Here is a 25,100-nt window from a genome sequence, read left to right as displayed (position 1 = left end):
TTCACAGTTCTGTAGACCGATCTGTTCCGCTGTTGTCTCTCGATACGGAAGCCGCTACGGTTATAACCACCTAGTGGTATCACTCGATTATGGCAACATCGAGAGACGCGAGTGGCACTGTCAGATCCCATCTCCGGGAGATGGGGCCGTCATGGGTTGCTGGGGCGATCGCTGCCGGGCCGGCGACGATGGCGAGTCTGATCGCCGCCGGCGCGGGATACGGCTACGATCTGCTGTGGGTGGTCGTGCTCTCTGCATTCGCCGGTGCGTTCGCGCAGTACCTCGCGATGCGACTCGGCCTGCTGACCGAGCGCGGGATCGTCGGCGTCGTCGAGGACCACCTCGGGACTTCCTGGGCGTGGATCCTGGTTCTCGACGCGGTGATCGCCGCCGGCGTCGCCCAGTTGGTGATCATGAACACCGTCGCATCCGTCTCGGCGACGATCACCGGGCTGGATGCCGGGATCTGGGGGATCATCTGGGCGGTGATCCTCGCCGTCGGATTGGCTGGGAGTGGCTACCGCTTCGTCGAACTCTTCGCGAAGGTGCTGGTCAGCGCCGTCGTGCTTGCGTTCGTCGCGAGCGTCTTCGTCGTGCCGATCGACCCCGCCGCGGCGGCGCGCGGACTCGTCCCGTCGGTCCCCGGCGGCAGCGCGGCCGTGGCCGCCGGCGTGCTGGGCGGCGCGGTCCACATCACGCTCATCACGATGCACTCCTACACGATGCGTGCCCGCGAGTGGACGGCCGACGAGTACGATCTGGCGACCTTCGACGTCGGGATCTCGATGCTCGTGGCCTTTGGCATCTACAGCGTGGCGATCTTCCTCGTGACGGCGAGTGTCCTCTCGGACCCGAACCTCTCGACCGTCGGCGCGGCCGAGGCGCTGGGCCCGCTGGTCGGCGAGCGCGCCGAGGTGCTGTTCCTGCTCGGCCTCGGCGGCGCGGCCGTCTCGACGCTCGGCGGTAACACCATCGTCCCGCCGTTCCTGCTGGCGGACAAACTCGGCTGGGGGACGACTGTCGAGGACTCGCGCTACCGTGGACTGCTCGCCGCCTTCGCCCTGCTGTCGGCCCCCGGCGCGTTCATCGGCGGCGAGGTACTCGGGCAACTGGTGCTCGTCCTCGCGATCGGTACCGTCGGGACGCCCTTTGCGATCGCCGTCGTGCTGTACCTGCTGAACTCCGGGGCGGTCCCGCGGGTGAATTCCCCCGCCGCGAACGTTGCCGGACTCGCCCTGCTCGCCGTCACCGGCGGACTCGCGGCGAACTTCCTCCGTGAAACGGCCACCATCGAGTTCTTCCGTGAAGCGACCGCCGGGAATGTTGACGTCCTCACCGCCGCGGTGCTTTCCTTCGGCGTGGTCCTTTCGATCGCGACTCTCGGGTTGCTCGTGAAGTTCTTTCAGGAACGGGTCGCCGGCACTGTCCCATGACCGACATCTCGCTGTCGGGATCGACGCTGCTGGTCGGCCCCTCACAGGTCGGCAAGACGGCAACCACGGCACGGGCGCTGGGTGACTGGCTCGACCGCCACGGCACCGACGGCGTCGTCGTCCTGGAGTTCGCGCCGGAAGTCGAGCGCGACGGGCGGATCCTCGGCGGTCGGCTGGACCGCTTCGTCAAGATTCCTGACGGTGTTTGGCACGGCGTCCTGGACGCCCACGCACCCCGGGCGGCGTCCGATTCGGCTGCGGAGGCTGTCACACTGGCCCGGGAGAACGCCGAGGGAGCCAAGACACTGTTCGAGAACGCGCCTGATCCGCGGGCGGTGTTCGTCAACGATGCGACCATCCCCTTCCAGCACGAGACGAACGATCCCGCGCTGCTGACTGACTACTGCGAGCGCGCCCGCTGTGCCGTCCTCAACGCCCTCGACAGCGACGAACTCGGGACTGAAAATCCGGTGTCCCGACGCGAGCGCGAGGTGCTACTGTCCCTCCGTGAGAGCGTGGACCGGACGATCGACCTGTCCTGACTCCGTCGCTGACGCCCCATCTCCGGCCCTCCGAAAGACTGTCCGTATCGCTCATTCGATCAGATAGCGGAACGCCCGAAGCGTGTCGCTGCCGCGGTTTGGTATGCTGCTGGCTGGAATATCGAGATCACACTCCCCGTATGTGGTGAAACTACGACATATAAGATGGAGCGGCTGCAAAGCTATGGGGAAGAGTCCAGGTGCGCGGGACTCGAAGGCGGAATTTGGGGCACGGGCTGCTCAAACTGACTTCGTCGTCGCTTCGAGTTTGACACGCCGTGTCTCTTCAGTACCCCAGTCACCCGCATCACTCAAATCGGTATTATCGATAACGAGATAATATGTACCCGCCGGTAACTGGATGTCAGTCGCTTCAACACCGGACTCGACGCCGGGTGCGGACCCATCGAGGTACTCCGGTCGAACACCCTCCGTGACTTCGTTAGCGATCGCACGGTACTCTTCGAAGTCCGTGGCCGTATACAGGAGAACATCGAAATCATAGTTCTCATCAAGTTGATTGATCGCCCTGTACTCCAAGATGAACTCCGCGTTGACCGAGAACTCCCACGCCCAAAAATTGTCCCGGGCGGAAATAGTGTGTACCCCCGAATGAGAGGGATACGTTACGTCCGCGGGTGATTGTGTCTGAGATGGAGTCGAATTCCCGGGTGATTCGACGTCTTCTTCACCGCCCGTCGTCGGACTGTCCCCTGATTGAACGTCCGATTCTCTCTGGACGTCAGGGTCTCTGGGTGCGTAATCCTCGCTGTCGATCACACCGTCCCCATCCGAATCTTGGATGTCACCTCCCTCCGTTTCGGGCTCTTCTGAACCACAGCCAGCAATCGATAGCGTGATCCCCGTCGAAATTCCTGCCAATAATTTACGTCTGGTGGATTTCATTTTATCCATGTGTTAGTATATACAAAATGTCCCAGTTGTATATTTGTTCGCACCTGAATTTGCCAGGCGGAACCCATTCTCGTTTCGATCGTCGCTCAATACTAGGCGGTCGCTACAAACGCGTTCCATACATTCAGTCATCTGATGGCATACGGATTATCTGATCGTATACTCATGGATGAAATGACTATCGAGAGCTCTCTGAAACGAGGTCAGAGAAACATCGCATATCTGAGCACGGCAGAACGGAGTTCGGCCCGCGAGATTTAGATTTGCCGAGACGGTCGCCCCCACTTCGTTCGGCTGTTGCGATTCGGCATAGCAAATCTCCTGATTGACGCATAAGCGGCGCTGGTCGCTCGCGACGGCGCGCCGCCTCGACACGGTCGCCGTGTCATCACACCCGTTCGTAGTGGCGGACGTAATCGACCTCCAGCCGCTGTGGAAACGGTGTGGTCTCGTCGGGGTAGCCCGCCGGGTCGCCGCCACAGGCGAAGGCGAGGACGAAGTACATGGGGGTGTCGAAGACCCACTCGTTGCCGGCGTCTTCGACCGTCTCGCGACTCACCGTGTGATACTGGGTTTCGTCGACGTACCACTCGATCCGGTCGGACTGCCAGCGGATCGAGAACACGTGCGTGGAGTCGGTTAACGCCCCCTCCTCGACGGTGTAGCTGTCCGTGAGACGGTCGGCACCCGTGTAGCCGGGACCCTGGGCGAACCCGCGAACGGTTTCGGGTTTGTCACCGCGGAATTCCAGGATGTCTATCTCGCCACAATCGGGCCAGCCTGCGAAGGCAACGTCCGACCCCACCATCCAGATTCGTGGCCAGATGCCCTGGCCGCGTGGAAGCCGTGCCCGGACGTCGACGCGGCCGTACTTCGTTGCCACAGCGCCCTGCGTGTTCAAACGGCTGGACGTGTAGTCGTACTCGCCGTAGTCGTCTTCGACGTGTTCCTCCCTGGCCTCGATGACGAGATGGTCGTCCTCGAGCCACGCGTTCTCGCGCTGGTAATACTGTGGCTCCTCGTTGCCCCAGCCCGGCACGTCCGGGTGTCCGTTTCCCGTCTCGAAGTTCCAGACCGCCTCGTCGATCTCCTCGCCGTCGAACTCGTCGCTCCATGACAGATCCCAGGAATCTCCATTCGGTTCCGTACTTTCGGCTTCGGGCGACGTCGGGGCATCACTCCCGTCAGTCGGCGTCGCGGAATCGGCAGTGTCAGTCGGGGACGATCCCCCGTCGAGCGCGCTGCAGCCGGCCGCACCGACGGTGATCGCACTCCCCATCGCCCCGAGGACCGTCCGCCGATCGACTGCTCGCCGAGGTCGCTCCCGTGCGGTTCTCACCCGGCTGTCTCCACCGTCCGAATCCGACGACGCTGAGTGCTCACCCATTGTGCGTTCATGATCTTCCACGCCGTTTTACAAATAACTCCGGGAACAAACGCGTCCGGACGGAGTTCGGCGCGAGCGAAGCGAGACGCGACCGAAGGGAGCGTCTCGGAAACGCGAACGGCAACGCCGTGAGCGAAGCGAGCGTTGGGCACGGTCGAACTTCGTTCGACCGGAGATTTGAACTCGCCGAGAAATGCTCGCTTCGCTTCGCGTTCCTCGTCTGCTCAAATCTCCGTCATGGATGAAACCGCTGATAGAGGAGTATCTCACTACAAGCAAGAGCAGAATTTGACGGGCAGGGAAATCATTCGATAGGGGGGTTAATACTAATTCTCAAGAAAACGGTCTAGCTAAGGTAGTTCAAATATGCCCTCGTTTTTCGAACGATATAGTGCCCACAGTAATAATAAGAGAGTGACAACTCCAAATATCAGCATCGTGAGTCTTTCAGTCCCTTCAAGCGATACGATGCTTGAAGCCGCCTGCATTAATGTTGCAATGAATATTCCGATTGTTAAGATCACGAGGCTTGCGTTTAGTTCTTGTTGGCCCTTATTGATTTCTCTCTCATGTGCTATATCAAATCCCTTAGATTCTAAAATTAGCGTGGAGCTTGTACCCTCCTGTTCCCAAGAAATTACTTCAATCCTCTCAAGATGAGAAAGCATCGAGGCAAAGACTGCATCACTTTGCATTTCCTCTGAAAATTCTATCTTGTCCCGCAATTCATCAAAGAATCTCTCATTTATCAACTCATTCTCATCCGTCAAATGTTCCGTCACATAGACCAGACCCTGGTTTTCATAAAGATACTTGAGTAGTTTTGCCCAATCTTGATTCGTCATCCTAATACATAATAAATTCTGTTTACCAAAAAACTCCGGAATCTACGACAGTATATCTTGTATTAATTTGACAATTGAATATCAACTATATCAATTTCAGGAACAGTTTGCTCACCGGTTAGTGAATTGTACGTGTGAAGGCCTTCAACAACTCCCCAAATGTCCACATTGTCTCCTTCTTGGAAAGGATCGCCATTCCAACGACAATATAGATATTCTGCTCCTGAAAATCCATCTTTGTCTGGGTGCTTTATAATCATTTCAAATCCTCCATCAGTGTTACTAACATCGGAAATTCGGATGTCTGCATAATGAATTGGTTCTCCTACCCAATCACTATTATTTCTGTATAGCTCTTCCCATCTCGGTGATCGAGCATTCTCTTTCACTTCTTCAATATCATGTCCTCCGACAATGTTGTCTAATTCCTCGCTACAACCCGCAATGCTTAGTGAACCAATCGCTCCAATCACACCCAGACACTCACGCCGGTCCATGAAGAAATATGGACGTAATGCATCAAAAAGCCATCCATCATTTCGGTAGATATCTTGCCTGTCCTAAATTATATGAAGAATCCCGAATATGAACCGTATTCGTCCGTAAAGAGTTCAGCGCGTATGGAATGAGCGTTGAGCACGGCTGAACTTCATTCGACCGGAGATTTGAACTCACTCGTTCCCGTTCGCTCGCTACGCTCGCTCACCACCCACTCGCTGCTCAAATCTCCGTTGTCGCTTCCTTCAGCGCGGACCGTTCGCTACGCTCACGGTCTTGCGCTGAAGAGAAGCGTCCGGACGGAGTCCCACGCGAGCGCAGCGAGCGTGGGGCACGTCCGGGCGTGAACACAGAGCGAGTGCTGAGCAATGCGAAGCACTCGCGAAGAGTGAACGTCCGGACGGAGATTTGAACTCGTGAAGACGTTCCGGGTCGCTCCCGACGGTCGCTTCCCGGGCTGCGACTTCCCTGCTCAAATCTCCGCCTTAGACGCATAAGCGGCGCTGGTCGCTCGCTTCGCTCGCGACGTAGCGCCGCAAAATGTAGCGTCCGGACGGAGTCCCACGCGAGCGAAGCGAGCGTGGGGCACGTCCGGGCGTGAACACGGAGCGAGTGCTGAGCAATGCGAAGCACTCGCGAAGAGTGAACGTCCGGACGGAGATTTGAACTCCGGTCCCTGGCTCCGCAAGCCAAGAGGATAGTCCACTACCCTACCCGGACTCGACTCTCTCTACCGCGGTTGCAAATAAAGGGGTTACGATTCACCGACCCATCCGCCGGACGGAACAAACGTTCGTTTGACCCTACGGAAGGCCCTTTTCCCATTCGTCCTTCCATACGAACATGAACCGACGCAGATTCCTCCAGATCGGCGCATCGACCGGTGCGATCGGTCTCCTCGCCGGCTGTCTCGGCGGTGCGAGCACCGACAACCCCGACGACACCGATTCGCCGACCGACGAGCCGAGCGAAGATCCCGACGGGACTCCCTCGCCCACTGATTCCCCCGCGAACACCACCGACGACCAGGGCGGCGAATCCGGCGACGACCCCACCGCGACGCCGGAGGAGGGAGACGAGACAACTGGATCGAACGGGGAGTCCCGGACGTCGACACCCGACGAGGACGAGATTTCGACGCCCGACTCGGGATCGGCCGAACAGGCTTGGAGCGCCGGTGGCGAGATGAACGGCGTCACCTTCCAGTTCACCTCACACGCACCCAAATGTGGCCAGGGCGAGGACGACGCCGACGTCGAATTCCAGCCCGACGAGGGTCGGATCGTCGTCGAGGGCGTCCGCCGTGGGAGCGACCTCTGTAAGCGCGCCCAGCTGGGTGATGTCTCCCACGACACCGACGCCGAACGACTTGCCGTGTCCGTCGACGCTGTCGACCGCGAGGAGTGCGAGGACGGCGGGGTCGGCGGCCAGTGTCTCGTGGACATCCCCTACGAGGCGACTTTTTCCTTCGAGGACGACATTCCATCCGAGGTTGCGGTCAGTCACGGCGACCGCTTCGGTATGAGTGCCACCTACGGCTCCGCGAGCGCGACGCCACCCGAAGAGTGACGGCCCCTCCCTGTGACTGCTCTCTCACCGCACCTTTTTAAGAGAGGGGGCGACCAATCCCGGCTATGATCGTGTCCGAACGGGGATGGGAATCGACCGAGGGCAGTCCATCGAAGCGCCGACGACAACGCTTAAACGCGGCGCAACCCTGGTCTCGGTAGACAGATGGGCGCGATAGAGGACGTATACGCGGATCTCGACGCCGATGTCTCCGAGGACGACTTCCGGGACGCCGTCGAGGAGAAGGTCGAACAGATGGGGGGACTGGCCGACGAGGAAACGGCGGCGATGTTGATCGCCCACGAACTCACCGAGAACGAGGCCCAGACCGTCGCCGACGTCCAGGCCGGCATGGAGGAGGTCCGATTTCTGGCGAAGGTGCTCTCGATCGGCGAATTACGGACCTTCGAGCGCGACGGGGCGGACGAGGACGGCCGCGTCATCAACGTCGAGGCGGCCGACGAGACCGGGAGCCTTCGGCTGACGTTCTGGGACGGGGAGGCCGTCGCCGTCGACGAGGGTGAGGTCGAAGTCGGCGACGTGCTCCGGGTGAAAGGGCGGCCACAGGAGGGCTACAACGGCCTCGAGGTCAGCGTCGACCAGGCCGAACACGATCACGACGCGTCGATCGACGTCGAACCCGGTGACGGCGAGACCATCGACGCGCTCACCATGGGCCAGTCGAACGTCGACGTTGCGGGCGTCGTCCTCGACACCGAGCCGGTCAGGACCTTCGAGCGTGACGACGGGTCGGAGGGGCGGGTCGCGAACCTCGCTATCGGCGACGAGACCGGCCGCGTGCGGGTGACGCTGTGGGACGAGCGCGCAGACCGGGTCGAGGAGATCGACGCCGGTACGACGGTCGAAGTCGTCGACGGCTACGTTCGGGAACGCGACGGCGATCTGGAGGTCCACGTCGGCGAGGAGGGGGCGATCGACGAGCTCGAGGACGGAGACGTCGAGTACGCGCCGGAGACGACGCCGATCGACGATGTCGAGTTGGAGGAGACGGTCGACATCGGCGGGGTCGTCCGCTCGACGGACCCCACGCGGACGTTCGACCGCGACGACGGCTCGGAGGGGCAAGTCAAGAACATCCGGATCCAGGACGATACCGGCGATATCCGGGTGGCGCTGTGGGGCGAGAAAGCCGACCGCGACCTCGCACCGGGCGACGAGGTCGTCTGTGCCGATGTGGATATTCAGGACGGCTGGCAGGACGACCTCGAAGCCTCGGCCGGATGGGGCTCGACGGTCGTCGTCCTCGAAGACGGCGCGTCGATGGCGACGACGCCCGACGCGGACGATACGGGCGAGGGCGACGACAGTGCCAGTGGGGACGCCGGCGGATCGACCGGACTGTCGGCGTTCGCCGATGACGGGGCTGGCGGGAAGACAGCGGATGACGAGGCAGGCGAGCGCGAACCAGCGGACGAAGATGCGACGGGTGATGTCGGCGGGGACGCCGAAGCAGTCGAGTTCACGGGCACTGTCGTCCAGACGGGCGATCCGGTGATCCTCGACGATGGCGAGGAGACCGTCACCGTCGACACCGGCGAGTCAGTCCGGCTCGGCGAGGAAGTTACGATTCGGGGGCAACGACGCGATGGCGAGATCGACGCCGAGGAACTGTTCTAGATCCGTCGGCGGCGTGAGGAAACGCTTAAGACGGAAACCGCCCGCTTGTGGCGTATGAGCGTCGAGCTACCGTTTGCCCCTATCGATTCGATCATCCGGCGAAACGCCGGCGGACTGCGGGTGAGCGCCGAAGCGACCGAAGCCCTCACCCGCCGCATCCAGTCGCGGGGGGCGGCGCTGTCCGTCGACGCCGCCGCGGCGGCCAACGCCGACGGACGGAAGACGCTGATGGCGACCGATTTCGGCGTCGAGGGTGTCCCGGAGAAGGACGCACTCGAACTGCCGATCGCGCCGGTCGACCGCATCGCACGCCTCGATATCGATGATCGGTATCGGGTCGCGATGGATGCACGTATCGCGCTGGCCTCGATCCTGGAGCGCGAGGCCGACGATGTCGCGGCCGCGGCGGCGCTGCTCGCCGAGCACGCCGGCCGCCGAACGATTAAGGCGGAGGACGTTGAACTCTACGCCCAACTGACACACTACGTTGAATGAAGTTTGGTTACCGCGAAATCTGCCTCGAACACGACACCGGCAGTCGGCATCCGGAGAGTCCCGACCGACTGCGCGCGATCAAACGGACCCTCGCTGATTCGGACAACGTCGAATACGTTCCGGCAACTGACATTCCTCGCGACGCCGTCTGGGCTGTTCACGACCACGAGTATCTCGAAAACGTCCGTCAGTTCTGTGCCAACGGTGGCGGCAACTGGGACGCCGACACCGTCGCCGTCGAGGCGACCTGGGACGCGGCGGTGGCGAGCGCCACGCTGGCCGCATGGGCTGCAGACGAGGCAGTGGACGGTGCCGATGGGGCCCAAACTCCGTTTTCGCTCGGTCGGCCGCCGGGCCATCACGCGGTCGAAGACGATGCGATGGGCTTCTGTTTTCTGAACAATGCCGCCGTCGCGGCCGAGCACGCTCTGAACCGCGAGGACGTCGACCGCGTGGCAATCCTCGACTGGGATGTCCACCACGGCAACGGGACCCAGGACATCTTCTACGATCGCAGCGATGTCTACTACGCATCGTTCCACGAGGAGGGACTGTATCCCGGTACGGGCGACGTTGGCGAAACCGGGGCCGACGCCGGGCGCGGCCGGACGCTCAACGTCCCGTTCCCCTCAGGGTGTGGCGACGCCGACTACCTCGCCGTCCACGACGAGGTCGTCGCTCCCGAGTTCGAGGGGTTCGATCCCGACCTTCTCATTGCCAGTGCCGGCTTCGACGCCCACGAGAACGATCCGATCTCCCGGATGCTGGTCTCGACTGTCGGATTCGGCGCTCTCGCCGGGCGACTTCGCGACCTCACCGATCGCATCGGCGCTGGTCTGGCGTTCGTTCTCGAAGGCGGCTACGGGCTCGAAACGCTCTCGGCCGGCGTTCGGGAGATTCACGAGGTCCTCAATGGTGCGGAGGCTGAGTCGATCGAGGCAGTGCCGACCGACGGGGGACAGAACGTCCTCGACTCGCTGGTGTATCAGGGCTTCGGATCGAGATAGCCGGCGAGTTCCCGCCCGAAAGTCTCGGCGAGTGTGCCGACGGCTGGCCCAATCAGCACCGTATGGTCTGTCTTGAGAGCACTCTCGACATCCGTCCCGAGTGCGACATCGAACAGCGCGTCGCTTTCGAGTAACTCGGCCGCGGTCCGGTAGGCCCGCTCGCGCTCGACGACGTAGCGATCGTCGCTCACGAACGGTCCGTAGACGTCCGTGTCGGCGTATTTCTCGTAGAAGCCATCGGCGTGCTCGCGAACGTGGACCGGTGGGCCGACGTGGCGCTCGATCGCCGGTCGCTGGGCGACTTCGAGTTCAAACAGGAGCACGGCCCGTTCGTCGGCGAAGGCAGCCGATCGCAACACGTCGAAGCCGTGACGATCGAGCAGTCCGCCGACCCCATCGAGTGACTTCTCGAGTTGGGGGTAGAGATCGTCCTCGACGAGAGCCGGCGTTTCGAACGTGAGTGCGACGGGTGTGGTCCCGCGCTCGTCGAAGGCTGCCCGGACTGCTACCGGATCGAGCGGTTCCGGTTCGGATGGGTCGAACAGTGACCCACGTGGCTCGGCGAGTAGCTCCCGGGCGTAGTGCTGAAAGCGGGCGAGGTTCGCCGTCGACAGCGCCGCGGCGACGTTGCGCTCGGGATCAGTCGGGTCGATGACCACGAGTTCGTCGTCGAACGTGGCGGTCCCGTGCGTTTCCGGATCGAAGCGGACGGGCGGGTGCCATTCGGCCGCGGCCTCGATCAGCGATCGGAAGCCGTCGTGTTCCAGCACCAGCAGTTCGGTCAGATAGCCCGAGAATCCGCGGGTCCGGAGGTCACTCCCGTAGACGCCGATTCCCTTGAGAAAGGCTTTACAGAGCCGGACATCGTCGGCGAGGTCGTCGTCGAGGCGGGTCCGGAGATATTCGGTGTGAAACGGCGTGCGATCCACGGCTGACTGGATCGCAGTCGCATCCTCGACGTCGTAGCAGGGGACCAGATCGACGTCGTAGCCGTCGACTTCCCCGACGACGTAGGGGTGTTCGGCGTATTCCTCGTGGTCGTCAGGGAGGACTGCGTGGCCGATTTCGAGGCCGACCGATTCGAGCCGTTGGCGCTCAGTGTCGGGTGGGAATCGGACGAAGACGTCGACGTCGCGGTCGCCGGCGATCCAGGTGTTTCGGGCGGTGGAGCCGACGAGCATGACGTCGCCGTCGATGCCCTGCTCCTCGAGCGCCGCTTCGGCCCGGTCGATCACCTCCGTTGCCGCCCGGTCGAGGCGTTCCCGCTCGGCGTCGGTCGGTTCGACGCGCTGTCGAACCGCCTGGAGAACGCCCGTAAGCTCCTCAGACATACAGAAACCGTACCGGCAGGAACGGGAAAGCGTATCGATGCGTCGCGACCGCCACCCGGCGACCGGACGAAAGCGAAAGCCCTATCAAATAACTCCGATTACCCTGGAGTGTCTGCCGCCGTAGCTCAGATGGTAGAGCACCACGCTGTTAACGTGGTTGTCCCAGGTTCGAGTCCTGGCGGCGGCGTACTTCTACCGGCGACAACTCGCGAGGAGCGTCTGCTCCGAGCATCGTCGCCGGTGAATACGAGATCAGCCAGGACTCGAATACGGAAGTCGCAGCTCGCGCAGTGAGCGCAGCGAACGAGCAAGACCGTCTTGCATCGGTTCGAGTCCTGGCGGCGGCGTGAATTTCTGTGAAATTCACGGCACGTCAGAGCTTGCTCTGACGGCGGCGTAAAATCGCGAAGCGATTTTCCGGCCCGAGAACTGCTACGCAGTTCTCGGGACGGCGTCTCTTGACGATTCTGCGAGGCGTTTCATCGCCGAGCGATAGCTATCGTCAAGGACGGCGTACCCCAGAGTCGAACACGGAAGTCGCAGCTCGCGCAGTGAGCGTCAGCGAGTAACCCGGAACGTCTTGCATCGGTTCGAGTCCTGGCGGCAGGCTTCCGGAGAGCGACGGATTCAACTCGGGACGGCGTGTGCACGTAGCTATGGTCGGACCGCCGCGATACAAACTGGCAGACACAGCCCAGCAGATCGTGGGTGGGTTCCTGTTGGCGGGGCCGTTCGTCGTGACCGAGGAGGTCTGGACGTTGGCCCGGGGAATGACGCGGGTCCACGCCCTGGCGACGGCCGTCCTCGTCGCCGTGATTGGCTATGGTGCGCTCTATCAGGCCGACGACGACCGCGACCCGGATTCGGAAGCGGAGGTCGCCGGGCTGCCGCTTCGGTTTCTCTCGCTTATCTCAGTGGCTTTCGGTTCGGTGGCGCTGCTGGCGATCCTGCTTAACGCGCCCGCGTCGTTCCTTCAAGGGGAGTCTCTGTTCGAACAATTCGAGATCACACTTCGGGTGGTCAGCGTCGGCGCGATCTTCAGCGTCGTCGGGGCGGCGACTGCCGACAGCGTGTTCTAATCGCGGGGAACAGCATCCTTAAGGCGATCCCCGCCCCCAGAACGGCCAGAGATGGACTACACCCTGGCGATCGACGGCGCGCCGGAGACCGTCCCGGGCGGGACGGGCATTCTGTTGATTCACCCGAGCACTGGAGAAACCGACCGCGTCGACACTGATTTCCTCTCGACCGACACCGATCACTTCCTGGTCGTTTCGACGCGGACCACTGCCCGCGAGGTGTCCCAGAAGATCGAACACTACGAGGTCGACGAGTCGACGGCGACGATCCTCGACGCGCTTTCGGTCGAGCGCGGGTACACGCGCCGCCGGAGCGACGACGTCCGATACGTCTCTGCGCCCGATGACTTCGACGGGATCGTCGCGGAGACACGGGAGTTTCTGTCGAATCACGACGGCAAGCGACGCATCAGTGTCGATTCCCTGACAGAGATGCTGTACTACGCTGACGAACAGCAGACTGAGGCAGCTATCGACCGATTGCTCGAACTGCTCGGGGAGCACGACGCGGTTGGACTGTTCCATCTCGCACGCGGCGTCCACGACGAAGATCGACTCGACAGGTTCCGGTCGCTGTTCGACGGCGTCATCGAACTGGAATCGGACGGATCGACCACTGCATCGTTTTGAGTAGCGATAAAACGATTGAAAAGTACGATAAATCGTGAGGGTTGGTAACTTTTATCACACCACCAACAGTTAAGGGTCCGAGTGAGAAACAAGTGCACGTATGCCGCATTGCCAGAACTGCGGTGCGTTCGTAACCGCCGCATACGCACGCGTTTTTACGCCGAACGGAGTTGATCAGCCCCGGGTCTGTCCGCAGTGCGAGGACAAGATCCGTGACGGAGCCGACGTGCGGGAGGCGCGGTCGACCCGGCGCGGATAAGCCCTCCTGTCCGTGTTCCGCGTTCCCGCTGTCCCCCCAGTGCCCTCATCCCTGGGTTCGGGTGACGATCTCCCGCGCCTCTTCGAAGACACTGCTGGCGCGCTCCGGGTCACGCGCTTCGGCCGTGATACGGATGAGGGGCTGTGTCCCACTCGCTCTGAGCAGGAACCACGCGTCCCCCAGATCCACACGGACGCCATCAAGCGTGGTGACGTCGTCGTAGTCGTCGTGGACGCGTTCCCGGACGCGGTCCATCACTCTGCCTTTTTCCGTCACTGAGACGCTGTCCCGGTGGATCGGGTACGCCTCGATGTCGTCAACGCGATCGGCGAGCGGGCGCTCGGCCGCGAGCTCGACCAGTTTTGCGGCCGCGAGCGGGCCATCGGGACACAGTGCCTGGGCGGGCCAGATCCACGCGCCGCTGGGTTCGCCGCCGAACGCGACGCCGGGCTCGCTGGCCCGCTCGGCCACGGAGACGTCACCGACCCGTGTGCGAACGACGTCGATGTCGTCGGCCGCGAGGTAATCGTCGACGGCCAGGCTGGTGTTGACCGGGGCGGCGACCGTCTCGCCGGGGGCAGCCGCGTCGCGCGCCAGAATCGCCAGCAGGGTATCCCCGCTGAGGAACTCGCCGTCTTCCGTGACGGCGCGCAGCCGATCGGCGTCACCGTCGTGGGCGATCCCGAGTCGCCCAGTCTCCCGAGCCAGCGCCGTCAGGGACTCACAGTTCTCAGCTGTCGGTTCGCTGGGTCGGCCCGGGAAGGCCCCGTCCGGCTGGGCGTTGAGCGTCTCGACGTCACACCCCATCTGGGTGAGGGCCTCGACGCTGACCGCGCCGGCACCGTTGCCGAGATCGACGACGGCGTCCGGCGGCGAGGTGACGGAGACAGCGTCGAGGATCGCCTCGACGTGGGCGTCCGCGCCGTCTCGTCGATGTCGCGTTCCCAGATCGTCCCACGCGACGAGATCGAACGCCTCGGACTCGATCCGGTCGGCGACAGTGTTCTGTCGAGCCGTATCGAACGCCTGGGTCGTCGGCTGCCAGAGCTTGATGCCGTTGTCCGCTGGCGGGTTGTGGCTGGCCGTGATCACGACGCCGGCGTCGCCATCCTCGCCACGAACGGCGCGCGCGACGGTCGGCGTCGCCGCCACGCCGAGGTCGATCACGTCGGTGCCTGATTCACGCAATCCGGCCGTTACTGCGTCCAGCAGCAACTCGCCGCTCTCACGCGGATCCCGACCGACGACGACGCGGTCGGCGTCGATACCGAGTGCTCGCCCCACCGAAAGCGCCAGATCGGCTGTCACGTCCTCGCCGACTGGCCCACGGATACCGCTCGTTCCGAACATGTCACACTTATCGTCGGGTGGCCACTAAAAGAGTCCGTCAGTACTCGTCGGACATCAGCGACTACTACCGACATTCGGCACGGAAAACGAAAACCGCGAATGCGACGACCTTACAGGTCGCGCGGCTGGACGGTCTTGCGGTCGTTCTCCTCGGCACGTCGCGCTGCGTCGGCGAGCAGCTCCTCGACCTCGTCGTCGAGGGCAGCGTAGAAGTCCGAGGCAACGTTCATGTCATCGAGCTCTTCCTTGACGGCGGCTTTGACGATTAGGTCTGCCATACAGGGCTTTGTTTCACAGGATCATTTATAAGCGTTCCCAATTCTACCCGCTCTCGGGACGGTTCGGCGGGGTTTGAGACCGCGTTCGGGGGTCAGATACACGAATCTCTCCGCCAAAAATGTCAAACCTTTTTTCAGTTCGCGCGCAGGCGGAATCGATGCCTAAGAGTGCCTCGGGCCCGGAGTCGGACCCATGCGAGAGATCCTCGAGGCCCTCGCGGCCGGCGAGACGAGTGTCGAGGCGGCGGAGGCCGAACTCCGCGGGTACGCGAGCAACGACGGCGGGCGATTCGACGCAGCTCGAGAATCGCGGGGCGGCGTCCCCGAGGCGATTCTCGGCGACGGCAAGACGCCCGCCGAGGTCGCCGCACTCGCGTCGACGGCCGTCGAGACGACCGGTCGGGCCATCGTGACACGCGTCACGTCCGAACAGGCTGGTGCAGTCCGTCGTCGACTCGCCGAGGACCACCCCGACGCGACGATGCGCTGGCGCGAGCGTTCGAACGTGGTCGTCGCTCGTGGCCCCGACTTCGAACCGCCGCGACTCGACGCCGACGTCGGGATCGTCACCGCCGGGACCTCCGACGCCGTTCCGGCCGGCGAGGCGGCCGCCATCGTCGGCGAGATGGGGGCCCGCGTGGGTCGGATCGACGACGTCGGCGTCGCCGGCATCGCCCGCCTGCTCGACCGTCTCGAGGACATCCGGGCCCACGACGTGGTCATCGTCGCCGCCGGCCGGGAGGGTGCGTTGCCGACCGTCGTCGCCGGGCTGGTCGACGTCCCGGTGATCGGCCTCCCGGTTTCGACGGGCTACGGCCAGGGTGGCGACGGCGAGGCGGCCGCCCTCGGGATGCTCCAGTCCTGTACCGCACTCACGACCGTCAACGTCGACGCCGGGTTCACCGCTGGAGCCCAGGCCGGCCTGATCGCTCGGCAACTCGACGACGCTCGCGGCAAGCGCGCCTGAGACCCCACTGTTCATGCTTGTGGATGACTTACATACCTCGTCGGTCACCATCCCCGACAGTCACCCATGCCCGAGTGCGATCACTGTGGCGCACACGTCTCCGATCAGTTCGAACGGGTGTTCGCGGACGCGGACGGCCGATTGCGCGCCTGTCCCGCGTGTTCATCGACGGCCGGCATCGCCGAGACTGCCAGGGAACGCGCGCCAGAACTGTGAGGGCGTCGACGGATGACGCGATCCGACCCCGACCACTACGTCTACGTCCTTTCGTGTGCGGACGGAAGCTTTTATACGGGGTACACGACCGACCCGGAGCGCCGCGTCGCCGAACACAACGACGGCGAGGGGGCGAAGTACACTCGTGGCCGAACGCCGGTCGAACTTGTTCACCTGGAGGGGTTCGACTCGAAATCGGCCGCGATGTCACGCGAATACGAGATCAAGCAACTGTCGCGTACTGACAAGGAGACACTCGTCGACACCGCGCACGACTCAGACTGACTCGACGCGTTCGAACAGCGCCGCGCCGAGTTGCACCATCACGACCGAAGAGACGAGGAGGGCACCGGCGTCGATCGCGACGGATCGCGCGGCGGTCCCCACCAGCACCGCCCGGAGGCCGTCGACGCCGTAGGTCAGCGGGTTGAGGTACGCCAGCGGTTGGATCACCTCGGGGAGGCTGTCGATCGGGAACATCGCACCCGAGAGGAAAAACAGCGGGAAGATGACGAAGTTGACGATGAGTCCGAACCCCTCGGTGTCGCTGAACTGGGAGGCCAGCGCGATGCCGAAGCCGACGAACGTGATTGCGATCCCGACGAGAAAGGCGGCGGCCAGCGGCAACGAGAGCAGGCTGACTGGCCGGAAGCCCAGCGGGATCGCGAGCACGAGGATGAGAACCGCCTGGACGAGCGCGGTGGTCGACCCGCCGGCGATCCGCCCGAGAACGATCGACGTCCGGCTCACCGGCGCGACGAGGATCTCCTTCAAGAAGCCGACCTCCTGATCCGAGAGGATCGACATCCCGGCGAAGGAGGCCCCGAACAGCATCGTAAAGCCGACCATCCCCGGGACGAGGAACTGAAGATAGTCGACGTCTTCGGGAAGGCCGGGAATCGCCGCGCCGCTAAAGCCCGTGCCCAGGAACAGCAAAAACAGCAGCGGCAGCGCGATCGAGCCGATGATCCGCGAGGGCGTCCGGAGAAAGCGCTTGACATCCCGCAGCCACAGCGCGTAGATGCTCCGCGGGTCGATGCGGTTCATCGGTCACTCTCCGTCCGCACTGGTTCTTGGTTGGGCATGTCGGCGGGGTCGGTCACCCGTTGCCCATCGGCCCCGTCCCCGAGTGTGGGATCCGCGCCCTGGGTGGTGTTGCCCTCGGCGTCCGCGATGGTGTTCCCGGTGAGCGCAAGGAAGACCGCCTCCAGGCTCGTCTCGTGGTGTTCGATCGCGTCGATCGTGACCCCGGCGTCGTCGGCGATCCGGACGAGGTCGGCGATTCGAGTCTCGCCACGTTCGAGGACGACGCGGACGCTGTCGTCGGACCGGGTCGCGTCTTCGACCCACCCGCGGGTGCCGAGCTCGCCCAGAAGCTGGTCGACCGGCCCGGTGACGTCCATCGTCACGACGTCACCGCCGAGATCGTCCTTGAGTGTCCCCGGCGTGTCGATCGCCACGATCTCGCCGTCGTCGACGATGGCGACGCGATCACACAGGTTCTCGGCCTCTTCGATGTAGTGCGTCGTCATCACGATCGAGACGCCCGATTCCTCGTTGAGTCTCTGAATGTACTCCCAGGTGTCCCGGCGCGTCCGGGCGTCGAGCCCGACGGTCGGCTCGTCGAGAAACAGGACCGTCGGTCGGTGGAGCAGTCCGCGGCCGATTTCGAGCCGGCGCTTCATGCCTCCCGAGTAGGTCCCGACCGGGTCGTCGCGCTCCGCGTCGAGGCCGACCAGGCCAAGCACCTCGTCGATCCGCTTGCGACGCGTCGCGGCGTCCATCCCGTAGAGTCTGCCGTGAAATGCCAGGTTCTCCGCGCCGGTCAGCTCCTCGTCGAGCGCCGGCTCCTGAAAGACGATCCCGAGGTTATCCCGGACGGCGTTTCGCTCAGTGTGGACGTCGTGTCCGGCGACTGTCGCCGTGCCGCCGGTCGGGGCCAGCAACGTCACCAGCATGTTGATGAGCGTGGTCTTGCCTGCCCCGTTGGGGCCGAGCAGCCCGAACACCTCGCCGTCCTCGACGGCGAAGGACACGCCGTCGACGGCCGTGACCGACTCGAACTCCTTGCGTAAATCCTGGACCTGAATGGTGTCCATATGGGTCGTGTGTCCGCCGTTGAGTAAACGTTCAATCACCAAATACCCATCGACGGACGGCCGGGAAAGGCCACACGTCCCGGCCTCGATCAGGACGCGAGACGAACGGGTTTTGCCGATCGCGCTTCGAGTGTGCGTATGAGCGTCGGCGACGCCTTCGATGAGTGGGCCGAGGCAGGGAAGGATCGCGGGATGGAACAACGACACTGGCACACGGCCAAACACGCGCTCGGTCGGATGCCGGTCGAGGACGGCGACGTGGTGCTCGATCTCGGCTGTGGCAGCGGCTACGCCGCCCGCGCGCTCCGGGCGGCCGGCGGGGCCGGGCGCGCCTACGGGCTCGACCGCTCGCCTCAAATGGCGAAAAACGCCCGCGAGTACACCGACGACGCGGCCGTCGGGTTCCTGGTGGGTGACTTTCAACATCTCCCCTTTGGGACCGACAGCGTCGATCACGCCTTCTCGATGGAGGCCATCTACTACGCCCCCGATCCCGTTGAGGCCCTTCGGGAACTCCGGCGCGTCCTGCGCCCGGGCGGGACCTTCTACTGTGCGGTCGACTACGTGGCCGACAACCCCCACACCGCCGAATGGGACGAGTACGTCGACGTCGCCATGACCCGGTGGTCGCGGGCTGAGTACCGCGAGGCGTTCCGTGAGGCCGGGTTTCACGTCGCCGAACAGGAGGCGATCCCCGACGAGGAGGTCGAGATCCCGCCCGCCGCGGAGTTTCCGACCGAGGACTGGAAGACCCGCGAGGCGATGGTCGAGCACTTCCGCGAGCACGGCACCCTGCTGACCGTCGGCGTCGTCCCCTGAATCCCCGGCACAGGACTCAAGTACGAACCTCCCCTTCTTCCGGAGACCGATGCGAGCCTACGAAGTCACTGAACCCGATACCGACTACGAGGGTGTCGTGCAGGTCGATCGCGACCGGCCGACCCCGGCCGCCGATGAAGCGCTCGTCCGGATCCACGCGGCGTCGCTGAACTACCGCGATCTGGCGATCGCCAACGCCGACCTCGCGTATCCCGGCGCGAGTCTCCCGGTCGTCCCGTTCTCCGACGGGGCCGGTGAGGTCGTCGCGGTCGGCGAGGGGGTCGAGCGCCTCTCGGAAGGTGATCGCGTCGCGACGCCGTTTGCCCCCGACTGGATCGACGGCCCCGCGACTCCCGAGAAGACCCGGCGGACGACGGGCGGGAACGTCGACGGCGCCCTCGCCGAGTACGCCACGTTCCCCGCCGAGAGCCTGCCGCGCCTCCCGGAGTATCTCTCGTATACGGGCGGTGCCGCACTCTCGTGTGCGGGGCTGACGGCGTGGCGAGCGCTGATCGAGGATGGCGGGCTCAGTGCCGACGAGACGGTCCTCGCGCTGGGAACCGGCGGCGTCTCGACGTTCGCGCTCCAGTTCGCGACGATGCACGGCGCACGCACCGTCGTCACCTCCTCCAGCGACGCGAAACTCGACCGGGCCCGCGACCTCGGTGCCGACGTGACGATCAACTACGAGTCGACCCCCGAGTGGGGCGAAGCCGTCGCCGAGGCAACCGGCGGCGTCGACCACGTCGTCGAGGTCGGCGGCCCGGGCACGCTCGAACAGTCCCTGGTGGCCGTCGGTTTCGGCGGGCACGTCCACCTCATCGGCGTCCTCGCCGGCCAGGACGGACTGGTCCACCCGGGGCCGATCCTGGGGAAAGCCGTCGACGTCGAGGGTGTCACTGGCGTGGGAAGTCGCGCGATGTTCGACCGCATGCTCGCCGCCATGGAGACGGCCGAGATGGACCCCGTTATCGATCGGGTGTTCGCGTTCGACGCGGTCCGGGATGCCTATCGGTACGTCGATCGTGGTGACCATCAGGGGAAAGTCGTCGTCGACCTCGAGTGAGTGATTTCCGACTTCAGTCTCGTGGTTTTCGTTACGTTTGAAGTGCGGCCAGCACCACCCCTTTCGAAAGCCCTAACCGGGATTCAGCCCTACGACGACCCGAATGAGCAAGCAACTCCCGGACGTGCAGGCGAACAGTCCGGAGGTCGCCGTCGGACTCAACCGCGTCGGCGTCACCGGTGTCGAGAAACTCGTCGAGATCGACCGCGAGGACCGACGACCGATCGTCCTGATGGCGACGTTCGACGTCTTCGTCGACCTCCCCACCTGGCGAAAGGGGGCGGACATGAGTCGCAACATGGAGGTCATCGACGAGACGCTCGAAGCCGCCGTCGACAACACCGGCTATCGCGTCGAGGACGTCTGTGGTGACGCCGCCGAGCGCCTCCTCGGGAAACACGACTACACCGACCGCGCCGAGGTGCGCATGGAGGCCGAGTACGTCACCCGTGAGCGCACGCCCGAAAGCGACCGCCCGACCCAGAGCACTGCCGACATCATCGCCTCCGCGACCGCGACCGACGAGGGGACTCGGGAGGAACTCGGCGCGCGTGTCACCGGCATGACGGTCTGTCCCTGTTCACAGGGAATGAGTGAGTCACGGGCCCGCCAGACGCTGAACGACCTCGACGTCGATCGAGAGACTATCGACACATTCCTCGATGAAGTCCCCCAGGCCGGCCACTCCCAGCGCGGCCACGCCACCCTCACCATCGAGAGCGACGGTTCGCCGGATGTCGACCTCCGGGACGTCATCGAAGTCGCCCGCGACGCGATGAGCGCCCACATCTACAACCTCGCGAAGCGACCCGACGAGGACCACATGACCTACGAGGCCCACAGCGACGCCAAGTTCGTCGAGGACTGCGTCCGGTCGCTGGCCGAGGGCGTCGTCGAGACGTTCCCCGACTTGCCCGCGGATGCTGTCATTCGGATGGAACAGTCCAACGACGAGTCGATCCACCAGCACAACGCTCACGCCGAGCGCGTCGCCCGCTTCGCCGATCTCATCGACGAGGTCAACGGTGACGCGAGCGGCGGGAATCCCGATCCGGAGACTGGCAACGTCGACCGGCGGACGAACGGCTCCGGCGACCGGTAATCCGGCAGTCGCACTCGCTCGAAAAGGGTTTTGAGGCCCCGCCCGGTAGGGGGCGGCATGCTCCGGATCATCGCGCTCCTGCTGTTGATACCTCTCGTCGACATGGTGATGCTAGTCGTGGTTGCCGGTGAGCTGGGTGCCGTCCCGACAGTGTTGCTCGTGGTGTTGACGGGACTCATCGGCATGTTGCTCGTCCGTGCGGAGGGCCGTCACACGATCGCGAAGATCCAGCGGAAGGTCCTCCAGGGCGACCCGCCGACCGACGAGTTGCTCGACGGCGCGCTCCTGTTGATCGCCGGCGCGCTCCTGTTGACTCCCGGGCTGGTGACAGACGTGATCGGCTTCGTCCTCGTGATCCCGCCGACCAGATATCCAGTCCGCCTCGCACTGAAGAAGTGGGTCGTCACGCCCTACCTCGAAAAGAAGACCGGCGGGTTCGCCACTGGCTCGGTCTACGTCGGCGGGTTCCCGAACGACGACGGGGACGGCCCTGTCGGCGGTGATTCCGGCGGTCCCGGTGGATTCGGTGGGCCCGGCGGGATCGGGGGTATCGGCGGCGCGACGGACGATGGAGTCCGCGACATCGGTGAGGCCCAGGACCTCGACGACGTTGAGGACGGGGACGATCGGCCCGAGTGATCGCCAGCCACGAGGGTGACGACGGGAGCGAAAAGAAACGCTTAATGGTAGGCCTCCGGTACGCCTTGATGCGCTCACCTGGGCCAATAGCTCAATCAGGTTGAGCGCTCGGCTGATAACCGGGAGGCTACCGGTTCAAATCCGGTTTGGCCCACTATTCTGCGCGAATAATGCGAGGAGCGTAGCGACGAGCCTGTGAGCGCGAACTCGTTGATCCGAGCGGATTTGAACCCTGCAAGTCGCAGCCCGGGACGTGAACGGAGTGAGCGTCCCCGGAACGTCTTGCTCCGGTTCAAATCAGGTTTGGCCCATTTTTCGAGAATTTACTCAGAAAATATCAATAAAAAATATAGAAAATCTACTATATTTCTGACGGAAAGCGATGGTGACCATCGAGTATCGTCGCTATTTTCCCTACACTTTAAATACCAGACCGCGGCCACCGATCCCGTGGCGGACGAGTACGTGCGTCGGACTGCGATCACTCGCCTCGCGGTGGACGACGAGCAACGCGAACTGCTTGAAGAGACCATCACCGAGTGGAAACGCGGTTGTCAGATCGCCACGGACATGGCGTGGGAAACGGCCAATACCAAGGGAGATGTGCAGTCTCTCGCGTACGATTCGTTACGTGAGCAGACCGATCTCGGGAGTCAACACGCGGTTCTTGCAACCCACCAGGCCGCAGAAGCCATCACCGGCTGTATCGAGCGGCAGTCCAAGGGCCAACAGGCCAGCAAACCGACGTTCTCCGCGCCGACGGTGACGTTCGACGCACGAACGATGACGGTGTTCGACGACGATACAGTCTCACTTTCCACGGTCCAAGACCGAGTGCGGTGTTCGCTCGTCCTTCCTGCCGCGGACAACGGCTATCAGCGTCAGTATCTCGATGCTGACGCATGGAGTGTTACCGAAAGCACGCTCACCGCCCGCGATGGCGAGTTCTTCCTGCATCTCGGCTTTCGCCGACATCGGACTGAGACCGAACGGGACACCGCCGAGGACGGGACGGTCCTCGGGGTCGACCTCGGTATCGAGAACCTGGCCGTCACCAGCACTGCCACTTTCATCAACGGACGGGAGTTGACACACGACCTCGAACGATTCGAGGAGGTCCGCGGTAGCCTCCAACAGACTGGGACGCGAAGCGCCCACCGGACGATCGAGGAAATGAGTCGCGGCCAACGTCGATACGTCCGTGACGTTCTCCATCACGCCTCAAACACAATTGTCGACGAAGCGCGTCAGTATGGCTGTGACGTGATCGCGTTCGAAGATCTGACCGATATACGCGAGCGAACTGGCGCGTCGTGGGGGCATCGATGGGCGTTTCGGACGCTCTACGAACAGGTTGCATACAAAGCTGAGGCCCGCGGTATCGTGGTGAAACAGGTGGAGCCAGCGTATACGTCGAAACGATGCGTCGAGTGTGGCTTCACGGCGGACGAAAACCGTCCATCACGGAGCATGTTTCGATGTCAGCAGTGCGGATCCGAAGCGAATGCCGACTACAACGCTGCGAAAACCATCGGCATGCGGTATGTCCGTCGGGGCCAACAGTCGTCTCGGCGGACGGGCGACAGTCAACTCGCCCTGAAGTCCGGAACTGTGACACCGAACGGGGGATTCACCCCCTCCCCTGCACGGGGCTGAGGTCGAGTTCACGGACAACTTCCACGCTCAATTGGCCAAGGAGTCAGGCTGACCGGCCTCGAGTGGGAGAGTTGATATCCGCGTTGGCTTACTCTGTCGCGAGTAAAATAGCGAGACCGCTGTCTTCGCGTGGTTCACTGTCTATCGGTAATCCGTTCCGTTCACTCCAGCTCGCGCTCTCGCTTGGCACTCTCGAGAGAATTCGTCTCGAGTGGATCACTGGTCCGGTCGCCAGCCGTCAGGTCGCCGACCTCCGCCGGGCCTCCTTCCTCCGTCGCGACCAGCCGATCGAGGCGCTGTTCGAACTCCCGCTCGTCGATCTCGCCCGCCGCGTACCGTCGCTTGAGTTTCTCGATCGCGTCTTCCTGGGCATTCGTCGACCCTTCGGCTTCGTCGCTCGAAAAGACCACGGCTGCGATGTCCTCTCCCCAGAAGAGAAACAGGGGCGCGAGCAGGAACCAGCCGACGATCAGCGATACTTCGGCGAGGACCGCCGGCCCGATGGTGTCGAACAGCATCATGGCCGGCAGCGTGAGCGCACCGATCGCCAGCCAGAGTTCGTCCGCGACGAAGTTCTGTATGCGTTCCGACATCCGGACTGATTCCATGTTGTGAGGGGGACTGCATAATTCATTGGGGTTTTGGGCAGGCGTGTGCAGAGCCGCTTCTATTTGGGCCGTGAACAGCGTGAAAGCCCCGAGTCGTTCGATTTGGGGGCAGCGAGGGGTCATAGTAAAACAGAGAACGATTGAATTGAAGTACGAAATTGAAAGCCCCGGCTCGCTGGAGTCGGAGGGCCTCGCTGCGCGCTTCCCTCGCTTCGCTCGGTCCAGTGCTTGCGTCGGCCGCCTTCCTCCAGCGAGCCGCCCCTTTCAGTCCCACCCAGACTGTCCGGTTGGCCAGCCGACACGGGAAGGAATGAAAGGGGCCGGCGTCTCGGCGTACCTGGACGACACAAGCACCGCAACGAAGTGAGGAGCGCAGCGAGTCCCGGAAGCCGAGACGCCGGGGGCTTTCAGGCTGTTTGCATCCACTGGCTCAGATCTTTCGCCCAAATCCCTACCGATGGAACGCTTCTGTGACCTCTTCCAACGTCGCAAAGTCGAGCGCTTTCACGTTTTCGACAGCCTGGTCGATAGTCTCCTGAACCATCTCATCCCCTTTCTCGCTGGCTGTCTCACACATTGGACGATTCGACGTAGTGCCTTCTAATGATACTTACGCCACATTTTCGGCGGTAAGAACTTTACTCCGCTCCGCAAACGCTACACCACCACCTT

26 protein-coding genes, 3 tRNA genes and 1 pseudogene are annotated in these 25,100 nt (G+C 63.3%); 18 read left to right on the top strand and 12 right to left on the bottom strand.

Annotated features, from left to right (window positions below):
- Window positions 1-89: 89 nt before the first annotated feature.
- Window positions 90-1,433 (top strand): divalent metal cation transporter, encoded by a 1,344-nt coding sequence (locus tag SVXhr_RS11765; protein WP_275737385.1) that lies wholly within the window; start codon window positions 90-92, stop codon window positions 1,431-1,433.
- A complete protein-coding gene (locus SVXhr_RS11760) occupies window positions 1,430-1,975 on the top strand; it encodes a hypothetical protein (protein WP_275737384.1) in 546 nt (181 codons plus the stop codon). Before SVXhr_RS11765 ends, SVXhr_RS11760 begins: the two co-directional genes overlap by 4 nt.
- 240 nt (window positions 1,976-2,215) lie before the next feature.
- Here the strand turns inward: SVXhr_RS11760 and SVXhr_RS11755 are convergent, their stop codons facing one another.
- From SVXhr_RS11755 to SVXhr_RS11735, 5 genes are all read right to left on the bottom strand, one after another.
- Window positions 2,216-2,857, bottom strand: coding sequence for a hypothetical protein (locus SVXhr_RS11755; RefSeq protein ID WP_275737383.1), 642 nt, complete (start codon window positions 2,855-2,857; stop codon window positions 2,216-2,218).
- 421 nt (window positions 2,858-3,278) lie between these two features.
- Window positions 3,279-4,229, bottom strand: a complete 951-nt coding sequence (locus SVXhr_RS11750; RefSeq protein WP_275737382.1) for a glycoside hydrolase family 16 protein — start codon at window positions 4,227-4,229, stop codon at window positions 3,279-3,281.
- A 398-nt stretch (window positions 4,230-4,627) separates the two neighbouring features.
- Window positions 4,628-5,122, bottom strand: a complete 495-nt coding sequence (locus SVXhr_RS11745) for a hypothetical protein (RefSeq protein ID WP_275737381.1) — start codon at window positions 5,120-5,122, stop codon at window positions 4,628-4,630.
- 62 nt (window positions 5,123-5,184) lie between these two features.
- A complete protein-coding gene (locus SVXhr_RS11740) occupies window positions 5,185-5,619 on the bottom strand; it encodes a hypothetical protein (protein ID WP_275737380.1) in 435 nt (144 codons plus the stop codon).
- Between the two features lie 648 nt (window positions 5,620-6,267).
- A tRNA-Arg gene (locus SVXhr_RS11735) sits at window positions 6,268-6,340 on the bottom strand.
- Window positions 6,341-6,463: 123 nt separating this feature from the next.
- On the opposite strand from SVXhr_RS11735, the gene SVXhr_RS11730 reads away from it, so the two are divergent.
- From SVXhr_RS11730 to SVXhr_RS11715, 4 genes are all read left to right on the top strand, one after another.
- Entirely contained in the window at window positions 6,464-7,189 is a 726-nt protein-coding gene (locus SVXhr_RS11730) for a hypothetical protein (protein ID WP_275737379.1), read from the top strand.
- Between the two features lie 165 nt (window positions 7,190-7,354).
- Window positions 7,355-8,827, top strand: coding sequence for a single-stranded DNA binding protein (locus SVXhr_RS11725; protein ID WP_275737378.1), 1,473 nt, complete (start codon window positions 7,355-7,357; stop codon window positions 8,825-8,827).
- A gap of 54 nt (window positions 8,828-8,881) precedes the next feature.
- On the top strand, window positions 8,882-9,322 hold the full coding sequence (locus SVXhr_RS11720; protein WP_275737377.1) for a histone: 441 nt from the start codon (window positions 8,882-8,884) through the stop codon (window positions 9,320-9,322).
- Window positions 9,319-10,329 carry a histone deacetylase gene (locus SVXhr_RS11715; RefSeq protein ID WP_275737376.1) on the top strand — a complete coding sequence of 337 codons (1,011 nt, stop codon included), beginning with the start codon at window positions 9,319-9,321 and terminating at the stop codon, window positions 10,327-10,329. Before SVXhr_RS11720 ends, SVXhr_RS11715 begins: the two co-directional genes overlap by 4 nt.
- Here SVXhr_RS11715 and cca read toward each other — a convergent pair.
- A complete protein-coding gene (gene cca / locus SVXhr_RS11710; RefSeq protein WP_275737375.1) occupies window positions 10,308-11,660 on the bottom strand; it encodes a CCA tRNA nucleotidyltransferase in 1,353 nt (450 codons plus the stop codon). The genes SVXhr_RS11715 and cca overlap by 22 nt on opposite strands.
- A 114-nt stretch (window positions 11,661-11,774) precedes the next feature.
- Between cca and SVXhr_RS11705 the strand changes: the two genes are divergently transcribed.
- The 3 genes from SVXhr_RS11705 to SVXhr_RS11695 all read left to right on the top strand — a co-directional run bounded on the left by SVXhr_RS11705 (window position 11,775) and on the right by SVXhr_RS11695 (window position 13,369).
- Window positions 11,775-11,847 (top strand) — tRNA-Asn (locus SVXhr_RS11705).
- A gap of 469 nt (window positions 11,848-12,316) precedes the next feature.
- Window positions 12,317-12,739, top strand: coding sequence for a DUF2391 domain-containing protein (locus SVXhr_RS11700; protein WP_275737374.1), 423 nt, complete (start codon window positions 12,317-12,319; stop codon window positions 12,737-12,739).
- Between the two features lie 51 nt (window positions 12,740-12,790).
- A complete protein-coding gene (locus tag SVXhr_RS11695) occupies window positions 12,791-13,369 on the top strand; it encodes a hypothetical protein (RefSeq protein ID WP_275737373.1) in 579 nt (192 codons plus the stop codon).
- Between the two features lie 304 nt (window positions 13,370-13,673).
- Here the strand turns inward: SVXhr_RS11695 and glmM are convergent, their stop codons facing one another.
- Both glmM and SVXhr_RS11685 read right to left on the bottom strand, forming a co-directional pair.
- Window positions 13,674-14,978 (bottom strand): phosphoglucosamine mutase, encoded by a 1,305-nt coding sequence (gene glmM / locus SVXhr_RS11690; RefSeq protein WP_275737372.1) that lies wholly within the window; start codon window positions 14,976-14,978, stop codon window positions 13,674-13,676.
- Between the two features lie 110 nt (window positions 14,979-15,088).
- Entirely contained in the window at window positions 15,089-15,256 is a 168-nt protein-coding gene (locus SVXhr_RS11685; protein ID WP_008528199.1) for a DNA-binding protein, read from the bottom strand.
- A 193-nt stretch (window positions 15,257-15,449) separates the two neighbouring features.
- Between SVXhr_RS11685 and larB the strand changes: the two genes are divergently transcribed.
- The 3 genes from larB to SVXhr_RS11670 all read left to right on the top strand — a co-directional run bounded on the left by larB (window position 15,450) and on the right by SVXhr_RS11670 (window position 16,724).
- Complete coding sequence (gene larB, locus SVXhr_RS11680; RefSeq protein ID WP_275737371.1) at window positions 15,450-16,223, top strand: nickel pincer cofactor biosynthesis protein LarB; 774 nt, start codon at window positions 15,450-15,452, stop codon at window positions 16,221-16,223.
- A 66-nt stretch (window positions 16,224-16,289) separates the two neighbouring features.
- Window positions 16,290-16,439, top strand: a complete 150-nt coding sequence (locus SVXhr_RS11675; protein ID WP_275737370.1) for a hypothetical protein — start codon at window positions 16,290-16,292, stop codon at window positions 16,437-16,439.
- 12 nt (window positions 16,440-16,451) lie between these two features.
- On the top strand, window positions 16,452-16,724 hold the full coding sequence (locus SVXhr_RS11670; protein WP_275737369.1) for a GIY-YIG nuclease family protein: 273 nt from the start codon (window positions 16,452-16,454) through the stop codon (window positions 16,722-16,724).
- Here the strand turns inward: SVXhr_RS11670 and SVXhr_RS11665 are convergent.
- Both SVXhr_RS11665 and SVXhr_RS11660 read right to left on the bottom strand, forming a co-directional pair.
- Entirely contained in the window at window positions 16,716-17,486 is a 771-nt protein-coding gene (locus SVXhr_RS11665) for an ABC transporter permease (protein WP_275737368.1), read from the bottom strand. The genes SVXhr_RS11670 and SVXhr_RS11665 overlap by 9 nt on opposite strands.
- Complete coding sequence (locus SVXhr_RS11660) at window positions 17,483-18,538, bottom strand: ATP-binding cassette domain-containing protein (RefSeq protein ID WP_275737367.1); 1,056 nt, start codon at window positions 18,536-18,538, stop codon at window positions 17,483-17,485. Before SVXhr_RS11660 ends, SVXhr_RS11665 begins: the two co-directional genes overlap by 4 nt.
- Window positions 18,539-18,676: 138 nt before the next feature.
- Between SVXhr_RS11660 and SVXhr_RS11655 the strand changes: the two genes are divergently transcribed.
- From SVXhr_RS11655 to SVXhr_RS11630, 6 genes and pseudogenes are all read left to right on the top strand, one after another.
- Window positions 18,677-19,357 (top strand): class I SAM-dependent methyltransferase, encoded by a 681-nt coding sequence (locus SVXhr_RS11655; protein WP_275737366.1) that lies wholly within the window; start codon window positions 18,677-18,679, stop codon window positions 19,355-19,357.
- 49 nt (window positions 19,358-19,406) lie between these two features.
- Window positions 19,407-20,423 carry an NAD(P)-dependent alcohol dehydrogenase gene (locus SVXhr_RS11650; RefSeq protein ID WP_275737365.1) on the top strand — a complete coding sequence of 339 codons (1,017 nt, stop codon included), beginning with the start codon at window positions 19,407-19,409 and terminating at the stop codon, window positions 20,421-20,423.
- A 103-nt stretch (window positions 20,424-20,526) separates the two neighbouring features.
- Window positions 20,527-21,525, top strand: coding sequence for a GTP cyclohydrolase MptA (gene mptA, locus SVXhr_RS11645; protein ID WP_275737364.1), 999 nt, complete (start codon window positions 20,527-20,529; stop codon window positions 21,523-21,525).
- Between the two features lie 57 nt (window positions 21,526-21,582).
- Window positions 21,583-22,164, top strand: a complete 582-nt coding sequence (locus SVXhr_RS11640; RefSeq protein WP_275737363.1) for an FxsA family protein — start codon at window positions 21,583-21,585, stop codon at window positions 22,162-22,164.
- A gap of 80 nt (window positions 22,165-22,244) precedes the next feature.
- Window positions 22,245-22,318, top strand: a tRNA-Ile gene (locus SVXhr_RS11635).
- A 296-nt stretch (window positions 22,319-22,614) separates the two neighbouring features.
- Window positions 22,615-23,872 (top strand): annotated as a pseudogene (locus SVXhr_RS11630) (transposase).
- Window positions 23,873-23,981: 109 nt separating this feature from the next.
- Here SVXhr_RS11630 and SVXhr_RS11625 read toward each other — a convergent pair.
- Together SVXhr_RS11625 and SVXhr_RS11620 are read right to left on the bottom strand one after the other, a co-directional pair.
- Window positions 23,982-24,428 carry an SHOCT domain-containing protein gene (locus SVXhr_RS11625; protein WP_275737361.1) on the bottom strand — a complete coding sequence of 149 codons (447 nt, stop codon included), beginning with the start codon at window positions 24,426-24,428 and terminating at the stop codon, window positions 23,982-23,984.
- A 451-nt stretch (window positions 24,429-24,879) separates the two neighbouring features.
- Complete coding sequence (locus tag SVXhr_RS11620; RefSeq protein ID WP_275737360.1) at window positions 24,880-25,005, bottom strand: hypothetical protein; 126 nt, start codon at window positions 25,003-25,005, stop codon at window positions 24,880-24,882.
- Between the last annotated feature and the right edge of the window lie 95 nt (window positions 25,006-25,100).

The sequence above is a fragment of the Halorhabdus sp. SVX81 genome (assembly GCF_029207715.1).
Classification (GTDB): domain Archaea; phylum Halobacteriota; class Halobacteria; order Halobacteriales; family Haloarculaceae; genus Halorhabdus.
This window is presented reverse-complemented; position numbering and strand designations above follow the sequence as displayed.

Coding starts and splice junctions, on each gene's coding strand:
- SVXhr_RS11715 (WP_275737376.1), top strand. CDS start 9,319: ATGAAGTTTGGTTACCGCGAAATCTGCCTCGAACACGACACCGGCAGT.
- SVXhr_RS11720 (WP_275737377.1), top strand. CDS start 8,882: ATGAGCGTCGAGCTACCGTTTGCCCCTATCGATTCGATCATCCGGCGA.
- SVXhr_RS11670 (WP_275737369.1), top strand. CDS start 16,452: ATGACGCGATCCGACCCCGACCACTACGTCTACGTCCTTTCGTGTGCG.
- cca (WP_275737375.1), bottom strand. CDS start 11,660: ATGTCTGAGGAGCTTACGGGCGTTCTCCAGGCGGTTCGACAGCGCGTC.
- SVXhr_RS11625 (WP_275737361.1), bottom strand. CDS start 24,428: ATGGAATCAGTCCGGATGTCGGAACGCATACAGAACTTCGTCGCGGAC.
- SVXhr_RS11650 (WP_275737365.1), top strand. CDS start 19,407: ATGCGAGCCTACGAAGTCACTGAACCCGATACCGACTACGAGGGTGTC.
- SVXhr_RS11765 (WP_275737385.1), top strand. CDS start 90: ATGGCAACATCGAGAGACGCGAGTGGCACTGTCAGATCCCATCTCCGG.
- SVXhr_RS11760 (WP_275737384.1), top strand. CDS start 1,430: ATGACCGACATCTCGCTGTCGGGATCGACGCTGCTGGTCGGCCCCTCA.
- SVXhr_RS11700 (WP_275737374.1), top strand. CDS start 12,317: ATGGTCGGACCGCCGCGATACAAACTGGCAGACACAGCCCAGCAGATC.
- SVXhr_RS11740 (WP_275737380.1), bottom strand. CDS start 5,619: ATGGACCGGCGTGAGTGTCTGGGTGTGATTGGAGCGATTGGTTCACTA.
- SVXhr_RS11730 (WP_275737379.1), top strand. CDS start 6,464: ATGAACCGACGCAGATTCCTCCAGATCGGCGCATCGACCGGTGCGATC.
- SVXhr_RS11665 (WP_275737368.1), bottom strand. CDS start 17,486: ATGAACCGCATCGACCCGCGGAGCATCTACGCGCTGTGGCTGCGGGAT.
- larB (WP_275737371.1), top strand. CDS start 15,450: ATGCGAGAGATCCTCGAGGCCCTCGCGGCCGGCGAGACGAGTGTCGAG.
- SVXhr_RS11640 (WP_275737363.1), top strand. CDS start 21,583: ATGCTCCGGATCATCGCGCTCCTGCTGTTGATACCTCTCGTCGACATG.
- SVXhr_RS11620 (WP_275737360.1), bottom strand. CDS start 25,005: ATGTGTGAGACAGCCAGCGAGAAAGGGGATGAGATGGTTCAGGAGACT.
- SVXhr_RS11695 (WP_275737373.1), top strand. CDS start 12,791: ATGGACTACACCCTGGCGATCGACGGCGCGCCGGAGACCGTCCCGGGC.
- SVXhr_RS11745 (WP_275737381.1), bottom strand. CDS start 5,122: ATGACGAATCAAGATTGGGCAAAACTACTCAAGTATCTTTATGAAAAC.
- glmM (WP_275737372.1), bottom strand. CDS start 14,978: ATGTTCGGAACGAGCGGTATCCGTGGGCCAGTCGGCGAGGACGTGACA.
- SVXhr_RS11655 (WP_275737366.1), top strand. CDS start 18,677: ATGAGCGTCGGCGACGCCTTCGATGAGTGGGCCGAGGCAGGGAAGGAT.
- mptA (WP_275737364.1), top strand. CDS start 20,527: ATGAGCAAGCAACTCCCGGACGTGCAGGCGAACAGTCCGGAGGTCGCC.
- SVXhr_RS11725 (WP_275737378.1), top strand. CDS start 7,355: ATGGGCGCGATAGAGGACGTATACGCGGATCTCGACGCCGATGTCTCC.
- SVXhr_RS11660 (WP_275737367.1), bottom strand. CDS start 18,538: ATGGACACCATTCAGGTCCAGGATTTACGCAAGGAGTTCGAGTCGGTC.
- SVXhr_RS11675 (WP_275737370.1), top strand. CDS start 16,290: ATGCCCGAGTGCGATCACTGTGGCGCACACGTCTCCGATCAGTTCGAA.
- SVXhr_RS11685 (WP_008528199.1), bottom strand. CDS start 15,256: ATGGCAGACCTAATCGTCAAAGCCGCCGTCAAGGAAGAGCTCGATGAC.